Here is a 15,827-nt window from a genome sequence, read left to right on the forward strand (position 1 = left end):
CTACGACAGCGGGGGTTAGCGTCAAGCGAAAGGCCATTACTCCTTGGAAATGTAATGTTTCAAAACAGCTCGCAGGCTTCTATCTGTTTAAAAGCTGTAGGCACGCTCCCTCTTCCTACACGACTTAGAGAACCTGCCGCAGGCTCAAACTGAAAGCGGCGATAGACAGGGCGTCAGTGTCAGTAAATGCGCTGAAATTGACCGTTCCTCGCAACAAACGCTCATACAGAGGCAAGTAAACAACTTGACCCTGAAGGGTATGAGCAACAAAAACTGACTCGCCGGTGCTGGAGAGAAACCAGACGAGTGAGTCTGTAATCATGGGGTGGTTGACCTGCATGACGCACTCAATCTAGGATTGCCTTACTCAACCCCGTACGTAGCGATTCAGTTCGCTGGCAGTTGGGGATGAAAAAACCGGCTTAGGCCGGTTTTTTCGTTTCTGATTATTTTTTTTGTGCGCACCGCTTTTTTCGTCGATGGCTATAACCTGTTTTACGGATTACTCGCTGGCACTCCCTATAAATGGCTGAATTTACGCAGCCTGTTAACGCACATAGCTTTTGTCGAAAATCCTCAGAGTTCAGTCGTCTCGATTGATTACTTCACCTCGCCGATCAAACCCCAACTGGCAACTCGCGGCCGCGTTTCCAAAGAAGCGCAGGATGCATACGTGCGGGCTGTGCGCGCCAGCAACGTCACCGTGCATTTCGGTCGTCATCAATTGGAGCCGGCAAAAGCGCCAAGGTTTGTCGATAAACACACCCAGGCGTCACGTCAGGACAAAGTCGATATCTGGAAGCTGGAAGAAAAGGAAACCGATGTTCACATAGCAATCAGCATGTATCGCGCTGCAAGCCGGCAACTGATGTATGAGGGGGCCGAGCGCCTTGAGCAGATCATTCTGGTATCCAGTGACACCGATATGACCCCTGCCTTGAAGGCGCTTCGAACAGATTTTCCCGGCCTGATCATCGGCGTGATCCTCCCACACAGGTCCGGATCTGTCCGGCCCCTCCCAGGTTCTTTGAAAGACAACTCACATTGGTTGAGACGATTTATTTCTGCTGAAGAACTGCGACTTCATCAGCTCCCAAGCCGAGTTGCCACTCACAAGAAACCAGCGATCAAACCGGATTACTGGTAGGAGCTTTCGCCAGCGGATACACCGACTCCCATCCCCCACCCAACGCCTTGTACAACCCGACCATCGCCAGCGATACGCCGGTCGAGCTTTCCACCCACTGCTCCTGCGTCGCCAGCAGTGCGCCTTGCACCGTCAGCACGTTAACGAAATCGACTACGCCTTCGACGTATTGCTGTTGCGCGGTACGCAGGGCGATCTGGTTCTGGCGCACGGCTTCGGCGAGGCTGTCGCGGCGGCGTTGACTGGCGTTGTAGGCAGTCAATTGATCGTCGATTTCGTGCCAGGCGCGCAGCACGGTTTGCTGGTAGGCGATGGCCGCTTCCTGTTGCTGGGCTTCGCGCAATTGCAGCACGCCGCGCAGGCGGCCGCCGTCGAACAATGGCAGGCTGAATTGCGGGCCGATACCGAAAGCACGCGAGCCCCACGAGCCGAAATCGCTGAGCTGCATGGCTTGCGAACCGAGGTTGCCGGACAGGGTGATGCGCGGATAGAAATCGCCCTTGGCCACGCCAATGTTGGCGGTCGCCGCATGCAGACGAGATTCGGCCTGGCGAATGTCCGGACGCCGCTCGGCCAGTTGCGACGGCAAGCCGATGGCGACCTGCAGTGGCGACTGCGGCACCGCAGCGTCTGTGGATAACTCTTTGGCCAAAGCCTGTGGCGGTTCCCCCATCAACAGACTGATCGCATTGATCAGTTGCGATTGGCGTTGTTCCAGCGCCGGCAGGCGCGACTCGATGGCGGCAACTTGCGCGGCGGCTTCGGCGACGTCCAGATCGGTCGCCACACCGTCGGCCAGACGCAGTTGCGAAAGTTTCAGGCTATGCCGCGCCACGTCGAGGTTCTGCTCGGTGACGGCGCGGGTGTTCTGCACCCCGCGCAATTGAATGTAGTTTTGCGCGGTGTCGGCGAGCACAGCCAGCAGCACACCCCGACGGTCGTTTTCGGCAACCTCGAGATTGGCGTCGGCGGCCTCGGTTTCGCGGCGCACACGGCCCCAGAAATCCAGCTCCCAGGAAGCGGAGAAACCGGCGTCCCAGAGATTGAAGGCGGAATCACCGTCAAATCCGGATGGATCGCTCAGGCCCTTGCCACTGTTGCGTTCGCGGCCATAGCTGCCGGTCGCGGCGGTTTTCGGATAGCGATCGGCGCTGATGACCTGGCGTGAGGCGCGGCTTTGTTGCAAGCGGCTGCTGGCCAGTTGCAGGTCAAGGTTGCTGCGTACCGCGCGCTGGGTCAGCGCCGAGAGTTGCGGGTCGTGGAAGACTTCCCACCAGCGTTCGTTGAGGGGTTCGCTGACGGCTTGGCTCGGGGCGGACTTGGCGGGTTTGGCCCAGTCGGCGATTTGTGTTGGCTGGGGTTTTTGGAAGTCTGGGCCGACGGTGCAGGCGGTGAGACTGGCCATAAGCAACGCACTTAAAGTGAGTTGCTGCAACTGGCCTCTTCGCGAGCAGGCTCGCTCCCACATTTTGGATAGCGTTTTCCCTGTGGGAGCGAGCCTGCTCGCGAAGGCGTCGGTTCGATCAACACGGCTCATCGCTGAGTCACCTCACGCACAGACTTCGCCGAGCTGGCGGTATCAATCCGCGCCTCCACCGACATGCCCACCCGCAACCGCTCAGCCAACGGCTGACCCGGTTCGAGCATGATCTTCACCGGAATGCGCTGCACCACCTTGGTGAAGTTGCCCGTGGCGTTATCCGGTTTTACTGCCGCGAACGTCACGCCAGTAGCCGGGGCGATGCTTTCCACCCGGCCGTTCAAAGCCTCGCCACCGAGGCTGTCGACACGCACTTGCACTTGCTGCCCCGGCTTTACATCAGTCAGTTGCGTCTCCTGAAAATTGGCTACGACGTACGCCTGCTTCAGCGGCACCACCGCCAGCAGCTTGCTGCCCGGTGTGACATAAGCGCCGACGCGCACGGCGCGCTCACCGATCATGCCGTCCTGCGGCGCAGTGATGCGCGTGTAGGAAAGCTCGAAACTGGCGATTTCCAGCGCAGCCTGTGCGTGTTTCAAACTGCCCTCTGCGGCATCCCGCTGGGCCGTAAGGATGTCGACCTGTTTGCGCTCCGCCGCCAGTTTTGCGCTCGCCGTGTCGAGGTGCGCAGTGGCCTGATCGATACGCGTACGTGCCTGCTGCGCGTTCTGCACGGTGCCGGCACCGACGCCGGCCAAATGGTTGTAGCGATTCAATTCCTGCTGGGCGAAGGCCATTTCTGCCTTGGCCGATACCACTGATGCCTGCGCCTGGGCGATCACCGATGTCTGGCGCTCCAGTGTCGCCCTGGCGTTGTGCAATTGTGCCCGCGCGACCAGCGTTTGCGCATCGGCTGCTTCGGCGGATGCACGCAAATCGCGATCATCGATCAGCGCCAGCAACTGCCCGGCCTTCACTTGCTGGTTGTCCTCCACCAGCACTTCCTTGATGAAACCGGCCACGCGCGGCACCACCAAGGTGTAGTCGGCAGAAACGTAGGCATCGTTGGTGCCTTGTTGCGTACGTTTGCCAAACAGGCCGGGCATGGCCAGATACACCAGCACTCCGACAGCCAGCGCGGTCGCTACGGCCACCGCGAGTTTTTGCTTTGCTTGAGTCGTCATAAAAACCTTCTGTTCAGTGCAGCAATCAGGTCGGTGCGCGCGGTGGAAAAATCCGCGTCGGCAGCCAGAAAATCAGCAGGATCAGCGCCACTGCGACGCCGGCCATGCACACATAGAGATCGGAAGAAGTCAGCACCACGGCCTGCTCGTGCAAGCGATGGGCAAGACCGGGATCGCTGCGCTCGGCCAGTGGTGAGTTGCCGAGGTTGTCGATCAGCATGGTCGAGTGAAAATGCACCCGCGCTGTGGTCAGCGCTTCAAGCACCCCGGTGGCAACCACCGCAGCCAGGCCTTTGACGGTGTTGAACCATGCCGAGGCGAACGGCCCGTCCATCGGAGTAATGCTGCCGGTCGAGAGCATCAGCAGCGGCAACACCGCCATCGGCTGACCGAAAATCTGCAGCCATTGCAGCGCGTAGAAATTTTCGCGGTTCCATTCTGCGGTCAGCAGCGAACCGCCCAGACAGGACAGCGCCAACATGCTCAAGCCAATCCCGAGAACCCAGCGGCAATCGACCCAACGCAAATTGCACAGCGCGGCCACCAGCGGCAGCGCGAGCAACTGCGGCAACGCTGCGATCAACATGATTGGCGCGGTCTGAACCGGCCGATAGCCCTGCACTTGCGCCAGATAACTCGACGGAATCAACACCACCGCCTGCAACACCACCAGCACCCCGGCGAGGGTCAGCAACGCAAATGACAGATTGCGAATACCGAGCATCTGCAACTTGAAGAACGGGATCGGCTGCGACCACTCGTTGATCATGAAAGCCACCAGCAGCAGCGTGCCGGCGCCGAGCAGGCCGCAGATCAGGCTCGACTCGAACCAGTCGAGGCGATTGCCCTGCAACAGACCGATGACCAGCATGCAGATCGCCGGAAAGCCCAGCAGCAGTCCTTTCCAGTTGAATGATTTGAGGCGTTCCAGCCGCAGCGGATCCTGCGGAATGCCGTAAGCCACCATCGCCATGGCGATCAGGCACGGCACCACGATTTGCCAGAAGGTCCATTGCCAGCCGACGTATTCGCCCCACATGCCCGCGAGCGGCGTACCCAACCCTGGGCCGAAGGTGGCGGTCAGCGCGTACCCGGCCAGGCCATATAGTTTGAAATTCGGCGGCAGGAAGCGCAGGGCAACGGTCATCAGCATCGGCGGTAAGGCCCCACCGGCCAAGCCTTGCAAGGTGCGCATCAACAGCAGGCTTTCGTAGTTCGGCGCAAACGGGCAGAGCACGCCGAGCAAAGTGAACAGGCTGATTGCGCAGAGCGTGAAACGCCGCAGCGAGAAGGTCACCGAGCACCACGGCGCGAAGGCCATGGCGGCGACCGAAGTTGCCGCGTAACAGGCCACCAACCAGGTGCCCTCATCGTAGCCAATGCCCAGTGCGCCCCGAATATCGGCGAGGGCAACCTTGGTCACCATCTCGTTGAGGCCCGACACCAGCACTGCCAGCAATACGCCGACCAGACCGATGATGATCCGCGCCCCGAACACCGGTGGCGTGATCGCCTGCGCCGGGCTGGCCGCAGCGACAGGCGCCGGGACCGTCAGGGATGTCATGAATACTTACTCCGGAGGGAAAAATACCGGGGCATCTTAGTAGGGCTTACAGCTTACGAAAATTGACTTATTGGCAGGTTATAAGTGCGCCAGACACAACTATTAAACCTGTAGGAGTGAGCCTGCTCGCGATGGCGCCGTATCAGTCGACCTATGCGTTGATTGACACACCGTCATCGCGAGCAGGCTCACTCCTACAGGGGATTTTTGTTGAATTTCGGATCAGGGCTGGGCAGCCAGCCAGGTTTCGTCGCAGCAGGTTTTCAGGGTTTCACGCAGCCAGCGGTGCGCCGGGTCTTTATCGAAACGCGGATGCCAGGCTTGAGTCAGCATCAGCGTCGGCAGCGGGATCGGCAGGTCGAACGAGCGCAGTTTCAAGCCCAATCGGCGCACACTGAGCAGCGCCTCTTTGGGTACGGGCAGGATCAGATCAGAATCCGGCAACGCAAACATTGCCGCATGAAAGCTCGGCGCAATCACCGCCACCCGCCGCTCCAGGCCCAAGGCATTCAGCGCTGCGTCGATGGGGCCGCGAGCAATGCCACGGCGCGACATGCTGATGTGGGAAAACCCGGCATAGCGCTCAGCGGTGATTTCGCCATCGAGCAGCGGATGGTCTTCGCGCACCAGGCCAACGAAGTGTGTGGAAAACAGATTCTGCACCTTCACTTCCGGGCTCAGTGGGCGCGTATTGCTGACGCTCAGGTCGATGCGCCCTTCGCGCAGCGCTTCATCATCGCCATCACCTTCCGGGACGAAGCGCAGCTCGCAGTGCGGCGCCATCTGGTCAAGCGTATCGAATAGTTTGCCGCCATAAACGCCGACGAAAAAGTCATTGGCGCGGATGCTGAAACGCCGGCGCAAAGTGCCGAGGTCCACGGCGTCCGCCGAACGGAACAGCAGCGCGGCCTGCTCGACCACATCGCGTACCTGGTCGCGCAATTCCAGCGCTTTGGGGGTTGGCACCAGTCCACGACCAGCACGCACGAGGATCGGATCGCCGATGGCTTCGCGGATTCGCGTCAGTGTGCGGCTCATCGCGGCCGGACTGAGGTTCATCCGCCGCGCGGCGCCGACCACGCTGCCCTCGTCGAGCAAGGCGTCGAGGGCGACCAGAAGATTCATGTCCGGGAGTTGCATGCTGAGCACTCGTGGCTGACCAGGATTGATCTGCACGCAATGCTAGCAGATCAAAAGATCGCAGCCTTCGGCAGCTCCTGCAGGGCAATGCATTCCAATGTAGGAGCTGCCGAAGGCTGCGATCTTTTCAGGCTCAGCGCTGCATGCCCCAGCGTTTTACGGTCACCCGCTCCAGCGTGTCGAACACCAGGTTCTCCACCAGCAAACCGATCAGGATCACCACCGCCAACCCGGCAAACACCTTGTCGGTGTACAGTTCGTTGCGGTTCTGGAAGATGTACCAGCCCAATCCGCCCTTGCCGCTGGTGGCGCCAAACACCAATTCCGCCGCGATCAGCGTACGCCAGGCAAACGCCCAGCCAATCTTCAGCCCGGCGAGAATCGATGGCAGCGCCGCCGGAATCAGGATGAACAAGACAAAGCGCATGCCCTTCAAGCCATAGTTGCGCCCGGCCATGCGCAGGGTTTCAGACACGCCGAGAAAACCGGCATAGGTGTTCAGCGCCAGCGCCCAGAGCACCGAATGCACCAGTACAAAAATCAGGCTGTTCTGCCCCAGGCCAAACCACAACAAGGCCAAGGGTAGCAGGGCAATCGCCGGCAGCGGGTTGAACATCGACGTCAGTGTGCTCAACAGGTCTCGACCAAACTGCGTCGAGACCGCCAGCGTGGTCAGCGCAAACGCCAGAACGATGCCGATCAGATAGCCCTTGAGCAGCACCACCAGCGATATCCACACCTTGCCGAGCAACTCGCCGCTGAGCAGGCCGTCGTACAGCGCGTGACTGGTCTGCAGAAAACTTGGCAGCAGCAGGTCGTTGTTTTGCACCCGGGCGACGATTTCCCAGAGCACCGCGAGCAATATCAGAATCAGGCTTTTCCGCAGCCAACCCTGCTGCCACAGCCGCGTACCGAGCGACAGTTCGCGCTCGACCGGCACTTCAGTCAACGGCTGCAAGACCGTTTCGAACTCTTCACGCACAGATGATGAATGGCTCATCGGGTTTTCCTCCTAGCCGCTCAATAGGCGATGCGAATGTCGTTAAAGTCGTGCACTTGCTCGGTTTCCGGCGACTGGCCCTCATCGAACAGCAAACGATGAATACGCCGTGCCGACTCCTGAAACGCCACGCCGCCAAGACTCTGCAGATCGTATTGATGACTGTGTACTTCCGCCCTCACCCGCCCTGGATGTGGCGACAGCAACAGGATGCGATTACCGACCACCAGCGCCTCTTCGATCGAGTGCGTGACGAACAGCAGGGTGAAGCGCACCTCCTCCCAGAGCAGCAGCAATTCTTCCTGCATCTTGCGTCGGGTCAGCGCGTCCAGCGCGGCAAACGGCTCGTCCATCAAGAGGATTTTCGGCTGCATCGCCAACGCCCGGGCAATCGCCACCCGCGCTTTCATACCACCTGACAAGGTGTGCGGATAAGCATCGGCGAACGCCGCCAGCCCGACCTTTTCCAGATAGTGCAGCGCACGTTCTTCGGCTTCTTTTTTCTTCAGCGTTCGCGACGCCAGCAGCGGAAACATCACGTTCTGTTTGACGGTTTTCCACGGCGGCAGTTGATCGAATTCCTGAAACACCACGATCCGGTCCGGCCCCGGCGCATCGACGCGCTGGCCTTGCAGACGGATCTCGCCTTCGCACGGCGCGATAAATCCCGCGACAGCTTTTAACAAGGTGGACTTACCGCAGCCGGACGGGCCGAGCAGCACAAAACGATCCTGTCGGTCGACTTCAAAACTGACTTGATGGGTGGCCCGCACCACGCGTTGCGGGGTGCGGTATTCAAGGCTGACATGGTCGACGGCCAGCAGCGCTTCGGCGCTGACAATCGGCTTGCTGGCCGCGTGGCCTGGCAAAGGGGCGTTCATTTCGGTCAGCTCCCTTGCAGCGGTTTGGCGTCCTGGAAGAAGTAATCCTTCCACGATTCAGGTTTGTTCTTGATCGCGCCGACGCGATAGAGGAATTCCGCCAGTGGATAGGTGTTCTTTGGCGTGACGCTGAATTCGAATTGCGGGTTATCGATGATTTTCAGCAGCGCTGCGCGGTCGATTTTCGCCTTGGTCACGCGGATGTAAGTATCGGCCGCTGCGCCCTTGTCGTTCTGCGCGAATTGCGCCGCTTCGGTCAGCGCTTCGACGAAGGCTTTGTAGGTTTTCGGGTTTTCATCGCGGAATTTTTCCGTGGCGAACAACACCGTTGGCGAGTTCGGACCGAGCACGTCATAGGAGTTGAGCACCACGTGCACATTAGGATTTTCCAGCGCCTGATCCTGGAACGGCGGGTTGGAAAAATGCCCGGTCAGCTCGGTGCCGCCAGCGATCAGTGCCGCCGTGGCGTCCGGGTGCGGGACGGCGATGGTGTACTTGTCGAGGCGATTGAATTCCTTGTCGCCCCACTGCTTGGCCGCCGCGTATTGCAGGAAGCGCGACTGCACCGAAACGCCCACCGCCGGCACCGCGATGCGATCTTTCTCGGTGAAGTCGGCAATGGTTTTCACCTTGGGATTGTTGCTCACCAGGTAGTAGGGAAAGTTGCCCAGCGAGGCGACGGCTTTGACATTCTGTTTGCCGTGGGTGCGATCCCAGATGGTCAGCAGCGGGCCGACACCGGCACCGGCGATGTCGATGGAACCGGAGAGCAGCGCATCATTGACTGCCGCGCCTCCCGAGAGCTGCGTCCAGTCGACCTTGATGTCGATGCCTTCCTGCTTGCCGTACTTCTCGATCAGGCCCTGATCGCGCACCACATTGAGCAATAAATAAACGATGCCGAACTGCTCGGCGATGCGGATTTCACCTTCGGCGTGGGCCACGGTCGGCGCGACCAGGCTGCCGGCGACCAGGCTGAAACCCAGGCCGATGGCGGCGGCCAGCGGTGCAAATGGAAGACGTTTGGACATGATCGAATCTCCGGCAAATCAGAAAGGCGCGTCGCCCTGAATGGTCGTGCGATACAGCTTGCGGCGCAGGTGCGCGGGGCAGCCGGCGGCAAGGTGGATCAGCGAGCGGTTGTCCCAGAACACCAGGTCGTGGGGCTGCCACTGATGGCGGTAGATGTTTTGCGCCAACACGCTGTGGGCGTAGAGCTCGCTCAGCAGTTGTTGGCTTTCGTCTTCCGGCAGGCCGACGATGCGCGTGGTGAAACCTTCGCTGACAAACAGCGCCTTGCGGCCGTTTTCCGGGTGCGTGCGCACTACCGGGTGCACCACTTCGGCGACCTGCGCGAGTTGCTCGGGCGTCAGGGTCGGGCGCCAGTTGCCTTCGAATTTGGTTTCGCTGTAACGCGCCGTGTAGGAGTGCGCGGCGCTGCGGCCTTCGACCGCTTTGCGCAGCTCTGCGGGCAGGCTGTCCCAGGCTTTGTGCATGTCGGCGAACAAGGTGTCACCGCCCTCGGAAGGCAGCTCTTGCGCGTGCAGCATCGAGCCGAGACTTGGCAGCTCTTTATAGGAAAGGTCGGAGTGCCAGAATTTACCGGCATCGCCGAGGCCGATGTTCTGGCCGTTTTCGACGATGTTGGAAACGATGAGGATTTCCGGGTGATTGGCCAGCAGGAACTGCTTGAGCACATGGATCTGCAACACGCCGAAGCGACGGCTGAAGTCGATTTGCTGTTGCGGGGTGATTGGCTGATCACGGAACACCACCACGTGGTGATCGAGGTGCGCGCGGTGGATGCGCGCGAAGTCCTGATCATTGATCGGCCGTGTGAGGTCGAGGCCAATGATCTCGGCGCCAACGGCACCGCTGAACGGACGAATTTCGAAGGTTTGCGGCGCTGCGATCGCGGCGCTTGGGGTAGCAGTAGCTGCGGACATCTTTCAATCTCCCACGCACGGCGCGCTCACGGACGCGCTCGTCGATCAGACACTCACGCTGGATTGCGTGTCGGTTCAGGTCGTGCGGCGCGCCGATTGGTCGGCAGGTACGCAGGGGAATGACTTTATAGCTATAAGAATCGTAAATTAAATACCGTTAATGAATAACGATATGGCGAATGGTGAGGAATGGACTGGATGGTGAGTGACGGTTTTTGTCACTTATTCACCCTTCGCGCATTCCCTTGTAGGAGCTGCGGCACGCTGCGATCTTTTGATTCTGCTGTCATAAATCAAAAGATCGCAGCCTCGTTTCACTCGACAGCTCCTACAGGGTTATTAGGGCATTAGCGTTCGTGCAACGCCTCGGCCCGTGCGCGGATGATCGGCTTGAGCAAATAGCTCAACACCGACTTCTTGCCGGTGATGATATCCACCGACGCGACCATCCCCGGGATGATCAGCAAGGGCTTCTCGTCCGTGCCGAGGTGGCTGCGCTCAGTGCGCACCTTGATGATGTAGTAGGTGGTTTTCTTGTCTTCATCGGTGATGGTGTCGGCACCGATCTGCTCAAGCTTGGCTTTCAGCCCACCGTAAATGGTGTAGTCGTACGCGGTGAATTTCACCGTCGCTTCCTGCCCCGGGTGCAGGAACGCGATGTCCTGTGGACGGATCTTCGCTTCGACCAGCAAGGTGTCGTCCAGCGGCACGATTTCCACCAGGTCGCTGCCCGGCTGGATCACACCGCCGATGGTGTTGACCAGCAACTTGTTGACGATGCCGCGCACCGGCGATGTCACCAGCGTACGGCTGACGCGGTCTTCCAGAGCTTTGCCGGTGGCGCTGGCCTTGTTTAGGTCGGTGCGCGCTTCGTTGAGCTGGGTCAGCGCTTCACTGCGGAATTTGCCGCGCGTTTCGTCGATCTTGCGCTGCACTTCCTTGATCGCCGATTCGGCACGCGGAATCGCCAGCGTCGTGGCGTCCAGCTGACCACGGGTTTCCACCTCGGCGCGCTTCAGACGCAAGACTTCCACCGGGGACACCGCGCCCTGCGCCACGAGTGGCTCGGACATGTTGATTTCCTGACGCTGCAAGCCGAGTTGCTGACGATACTGCGCTTGCTTGGAGCCGAATTCGCGCAGCTCTTGCTGACGCTGAATCAGTTGCTCCTGCAAACCACCGATCTCGTCGTGCAGTTGCTGACGGCGGCTGATGTACAGCGATTCTTCACTTTTCGCCTGACCCGGCACGGCTTTGAGCACGTCCTCGGGAAAATTCAGCGGACGGTCATCGACTTCGGCGCTGAGGCGCTCGACCCGCAGCAGCATCGACAGACGATCGGCCTCGGTTTCGCCGACGTTGGAAGCAAATCGTGTGTCGTCGAGGCGAATCAGCGGTGCGCCGGCCTCGACGATCTGGCCTTCCTTGACGAACAGTTCAGAGACGATCCCGCCCTCAAGGTTCTGGATTTTCTGAATCTTCGACGACGGAATCGCCTTGCCGTCGCCCTTGGTCACTTCGTCGATCACGGCGAAGTTGGCCCAGAGCATGAGGAAGACGAAGAAGCCGATGATCGCCCAGATGGTCAGGCGCACGACGCGCGGGGCGTCCTCGATCAGCGCCTTGTTGACCTCCGGCAGCGGCTGGCCCTGCAGCGAAGCAGTGCCTTTGAAGTAGCGACGGATCGAATCCTTGAAGCCCGACTTAAGCAACACTGATCTGCCCCTTCTTCAACGCTTCCATCACGGCGGCTTTCGGGCCATCGGCGAGAATCTGTCCACGGTCGATCACCAGCAAACGATCGACCAGCGACAACAGTGAAGCCCGGTGCGTGACCAGCACCACGGTCTTGTTTTCGATCACGGCGGCGAGGCGTTGCTTGAGGCGTTCTTCACCGGTGTTGTCCATGGCGCTGGTCGGTTCATCCATCAAAAGGATGGGCGGATTGAGCAACAGCGCCCGGGCCAGTGCGACGTTCTGCCGTTGGCCGCCGGAGAGGTTTTGTCCGCGCTCGCCGACTTGCAGCTCATAACCTTGCGGGTGCAGACGGGCGAATTCGTGGACGCCAGCCAGTTCAGCGGCTTGCAGGACAAGTTCGTCTTCGACATAACGCGCGCCGGAAACCAGGTTGTCACGCAGGGTACCGGCCAGCAGTTGGATGTCTTGCGGCACGTAGCCAATGTTGTAGCGCAATTCGCTGACGTCGATCTGGCGGATGTCCACGCCGTCGACCAGCAAGGCGCCGTCGTCCGGCTGATAGAGGCCGACCAGCAATTTGGCGAGGGAGCTTTTACCCGAGCCGCTGCGGCCGATGATGCCGATCTTCTCGCCGGGACGGATTACCAGATTGATGTTCTTCAGCGCCGGGTTCTGTTGTTCCGGATAAGTGAAGTTGAGCTGGCGGCACTCGATGGCGCCCTGCAGAACCTTGCGGCTCAGCGGGCGCTCTTCGAAATTGCGCTCTTGCGGCAGCTCCATCATCTGGTCGACCGACGTCATGGTCACGCGGGCTTGCTGATAACGGGTCAACAGACCGGACAGCGACGCCAGCGGGCTGAGCGCGCGACCGCTGAGCATGTAGCAGGCAATCAGACCGCCCATGCTCAGGTTGCCAGCGATGATCTGGTACACGCCGAAAACGATCATGATCACCCCGGCCAGCTGCTGGATCAGCAGGGTGATGTTCATCGCCAGGCCGGAAAGCATTTTCACCCGCAGTTCGAGGCGGCTGAGGGTGCCGATGGTCTGCTCCCACTGGTACTGACGTTCGCTTTCAGCGTTGTTGACCTTGACCGCATCGAGGCCGGCGAGGGTTTCGATCAGGCTCGACTGGCGCTCGGCACCGAGGGCCATGGTGCGTTCCATGGTTGCCACCAGCGGCTTCTGCAACGCATAGCCGATCAGCAGGGCAATCGGGAACGCCAGCACCGGAATCCACACCAGATGCCCGCCGAGAATGGCGATGACAATGAAGATCAGGATGGTGAACGGCAGATCGATCAGGCTGGTCAGGGTCAGCGAGGCGAGGAAGTCGCGCAGGCTCTGGAACTCATGGATGTTCTGCGCAAAGCTGCCGACCCGCGCCGGGCGGTATTTCATCGACATGCCGACGATGCGTTCGAACAGCGTCGCCGAGATGATCAGGTCGGTTTTCTTCCCGGCCAGATCCAGGCACAGGCTGCGCAGGCTCTTGAGGATCAGGTCGAAGAGGTAGGCGCCGGTAATCCCGAGGGCCAAGACCCACAGGGTCGCTTCGGCCTGGTTCGGCACGACGCGGTCGTAGACGTTCATCACGAACAGCGGCGCGGCCATGGCGATGATGTTGATCAGGAAACTCGCGGCGATCGCATCGGCGTAGAGCCAGCGCGAACGCTTGAGGGTGTCACGGAACCACGAGCGCGCACGCGGAATCAGCGTGCCGTGGTTGACGTCGAATTTGTGTTGCGGCTGGGCGAAGAAGACTTTGCCGGTGTAATCGTCGGCGAGCAGTTCGCGGCTGACAATCGACTCGCCGCCATCGCTTTCGCTGAGCAACACCCGCGCCTCGTTTTCACCTTGCCAGCCGAGCAGGACGGCGCTGCGGCCATCCTTGAGCAGCAGCAGCGCGGGCATGGCGATCGCCGGAATTTCTTCCAGTTTGCGCTGCAGCACCCGCCCTTGCAGGCCGGCGCGAGCCGCCGCGCGGGGCAGCAACTCGACACTCAAACGCTGTTTGGGCAGCGGCAGGCCGGTGGTCAGCATCGCCGCGCTGGCGGGTTTCTGGTGCAGCATGCAAAGGGCGAGCAGACCATCCAGTAACGGATCGTCGTGCAACGCGCGTGGATCATGACTGAGATGAACTCGACTGACTTCTGATTCCACGCTCGACACTCTTAACAGTTGAAAAGGGACAACTCAATTCATCCCAGGCAGCTGGACCTTGGGCTTCACGTCGTTCTGCACAACGGATGCCAACGGTGCGACCACTCCCTGGCTTCTGAGCAGCTCGCCCATGGTCGCCTTGATTCGGTACTGAGTAAATAACTGAATGTTTTTGATTTCAGCCAGACGCCGCGAAGCGGTGAACAACTCGTTTTCGCTGTCGAGCAAATCGAGCAGGGTACGTTCGCCGAGGCTGAACTGACGCTGGTAAGCCGTGCGTACCGCTGTGCTGTGATCAACGTATTGCTGAGCGATCGGCACCTGCGCGTTCGCATTGTTCAAGGCGTTCCAGGCCAGGCCCAGCTCTTCATTCAACTGGCGCAAAGCGTTGTTGCGGATGTCCAGCGCCTGGTTCGACAGGTACGACTTGGATTCCAGATCGGCCTTGTTGCTGCCACCGGAATAGAGGTTGAAGCGCATGCGCAGCATGGCTTGCCACTCGTTGTTGTGGCCATTCTGACCGTCAAGATCGTTGTCGGCAGTGCGACCCAGCTCGGCGTCGAAACGTGGGTAGAAGGTCGATTTGGCGGTTTCGTACTGCTTCTCGGCAGCGGCGATATCCGACTCGGCCGAACGCAGGATCGGGCTGTTTTCCAGCATCTGCGTACGCGCTTCATTGAGGTTGGCCGGCATCATCGCCATGAACGGCGCCGGACGCTCCAGTTGATCGGGCATCTGGCCGACGGCGCTGAGGAAGTTGGTTTCCGAGTCCGCGAGGTTGGTCTGCTCGGTGATCAGGTTGTTGCGGGCCTGAGCCATACGCGCTTCGGCCTGATCAAGGTCGGCACCGCTGCCGACGCCGCGCTGGGTGCGCAACTGGATCTGGTCATAAATGCGCTGGTGGCTCTTGAGGTTTTCCTCGGCCAGACGCACGAATTCGCGGCGGGTCAGCACGTCCAGATACACCTGGGCGACAGTCAGCGCGGTGCGCTCGGAAGTGCCGAGCAACGAATAAGCGCGGGAGTTGACGGTGGCTTGTTGACGCCCGACTTCGCTCGACGTCGCAAAACCGTCGAAGACCATTTGCGAGAGACGTAAACTTGACTCGCCGCGGTTCAGGGTTTCGTAGTGATTGCCACCGGGATTCGCGCGGGTGGTGACGCTGTCGGTGCCTTCACGGCCATAACCGCCGAGCAGATCGACCTTCGGCAGGTATCCACCTTTCGCCGCTCTTAACTGATAATCCGCGGCCAATCGACTATTGACCCCTGCCTGGATTTCCGGATGGACATCCATTGCCTGTTGCATGGCTTCTGGTAAGGATTGTGCTTGTACAAAAGAGGCGGCGAGAGCGAAGGGTACAGCCAGAAACAGGGGCGAACGCATGATAGGAATTTCCCGGAACTACTTGTCTTGAATCACAGCAAAACGTGGCGCTGCGTCGGATGATGGCAACCAGATTGACCGTATGTCGGAAAGTTCAAAACAGGAACTGGATCACACGCTGAAGGACGGGTCGCCGCGGAAATATCAATGTGACATTAGTGGGGCGATTGTTTAGGATGGCACCCATAAGGTCAATAGTTTGGCATAAAGTTAATAGCGAAAGAATATAGCCAAATTATTGACGAATAGATGCGTCAAACTTGTTTCGCAAATTTTTAAAGTACGTCCAGACTGAATC

13 protein-coding genes are annotated in these 15,827 nt (G+C 59.8%); 1 reads left to right on the top strand and 12 read right to left on the bottom strand.

Going from position 1 to position 15,827, the window contains the following annotated elements; translation table 11 throughout:
- Positions 1-124: 124 nt before the first annotated feature.
- The gene (locus QOL84_RS18605) at positions 125-340 is read right to left on the bottom strand and encodes a hypothetical protein (protein ID WP_283438137.1); all 216 of its coding nucleotides are present in this window, start codon (positions 338-340) and stop codon (positions 125-127) included.
- A gap of 117 nt (positions 341-457) precedes the next feature.
- On the opposite strand from QOL84_RS18605, the gene QOL84_RS18610 reads away from it, so the two are divergent.
- Positions 458-1,147, top strand: a complete 690-nt coding sequence (locus QOL84_RS18610) for an NYN domain-containing protein (protein WP_283438138.1) — start codon at positions 458-460, stop codon at positions 1,145-1,147.
- On the opposite strand, the gene QOL84_RS18615 is transcribed toward QOL84_RS18610, so the two are convergent.
- The 11 genes from QOL84_RS18615 to QOL84_RS18665 form a co-directional block, all read right to left on the bottom strand.
- The gene (locus QOL84_RS18615) at positions 1,128-2,684 is read right to left on the bottom strand and encodes an efflux transporter outer membrane subunit (RefSeq protein ID WP_430458724.1); all 1,557 of its coding nucleotides are present in this window, start codon (positions 2,682-2,684) and stop codon (positions 1,128-1,130) included. The two genes, QOL84_RS18610 and QOL84_RS18615, sit on opposite strands and share 20 nt — an antisense overlap.
- Entirely contained in the window at positions 2,681-3,751 is a 1,071-nt protein-coding gene (locus QOL84_RS18620; RefSeq protein ID WP_283438140.1) for an HlyD family secretion protein, read from the bottom strand. Before QOL84_RS18620 ends, QOL84_RS18615 begins: the two co-directional genes overlap by 4 nt.
- A gap of 25 nt (positions 3,752-3,776) precedes the next feature.
- On the bottom strand, positions 3,777-5,315 hold the full coding sequence (locus tag QOL84_RS18625) for an MFS transporter (protein ID WP_283438141.1): 1,539 nt from the start codon (positions 5,313-5,315) through the stop codon (positions 3,777-3,779).
- Positions 5,316-5,537: 222 nt separating this feature from the next.
- Positions 5,538-6,455, bottom strand: coding sequence for a LysR family transcriptional regulator (locus tag QOL84_RS18630; protein WP_129387301.1), 918 nt, complete (start codon positions 6,453-6,455; stop codon positions 5,538-5,540).
- A gap of 133 nt (positions 6,456-6,588) precedes the next feature.
- A complete protein-coding gene (locus QOL84_RS18635; protein WP_129387298.1) occupies positions 6,589-7,455 on the bottom strand; it encodes an ABC transporter permease in 867 nt (288 codons plus the stop codon).
- 20 nt (positions 7,456-7,475) lie between these two features.
- On the bottom strand, positions 7,476-8,336 hold the full coding sequence (locus QOL84_RS18640; RefSeq protein ID WP_283438142.1) for an ABC transporter ATP-binding protein: 861 nt from the start codon (positions 8,334-8,336) through the stop codon (positions 7,476-7,478).
- A 5-nt stretch (positions 8,337-8,341) separates the two neighbouring features.
- On the bottom strand, positions 8,342-9,367 hold the full coding sequence (locus QOL84_RS18645; RefSeq protein WP_283438143.1) for an ABC transporter substrate-binding protein: 1,026 nt from the start codon (positions 9,365-9,367) through the stop codon (positions 8,342-8,344).
- Between the two features lie 18 nt (positions 9,368-9,385).
- On the bottom strand, positions 9,386-10,282 hold the full coding sequence (locus QOL84_RS18650; protein ID WP_283438144.1) for a TauD/TfdA dioxygenase family protein: 897 nt from the start codon (positions 10,280-10,282) through the stop codon (positions 9,386-9,388).
- Positions 10,283-10,629: 347 nt separating this feature from the next.
- A complete protein-coding gene (locus QOL84_RS18655) occupies positions 10,630-11,997 on the bottom strand; it encodes an HlyD family type I secretion periplasmic adaptor subunit (protein ID WP_283438145.1) in 1,368 nt (455 codons plus the stop codon).
- Positions 11,987-14,143 (bottom strand): type I secretion system permease/ATPase, encoded by a 2,157-nt coding sequence (locus tag QOL84_RS18660; protein WP_283438146.1) that lies wholly within the window; start codon positions 14,141-14,143, stop codon positions 11,987-11,989. The genes QOL84_RS18655 and QOL84_RS18660 overlap by 11 nt, the downstream gene beginning before the upstream one ends.
- Before the next feature lie 33 nt (positions 14,144-14,176).
- Positions 14,177-15,529 carry a TolC family outer membrane protein gene (locus QOL84_RS18665; protein WP_283438147.1) on the bottom strand — a complete coding sequence of 451 codons (1,353 nt, stop codon included), beginning with the start codon at positions 15,527-15,529 and terminating at the stop codon, positions 14,177-14,179.
- Positions 15,530-15,827 lie beyond the last annotated feature (298 nt).

The sequence above is a fragment of the Pseudomonas helmanticensis genome, from assembly GCF_900182985.1.
Classification (GTDB): domain Bacteria; phylum Pseudomonadota; class Gammaproteobacteria; order Pseudomonadales; family Pseudomonadaceae; genus Aquipseudomonas; species Aquipseudomonas helmanticensis.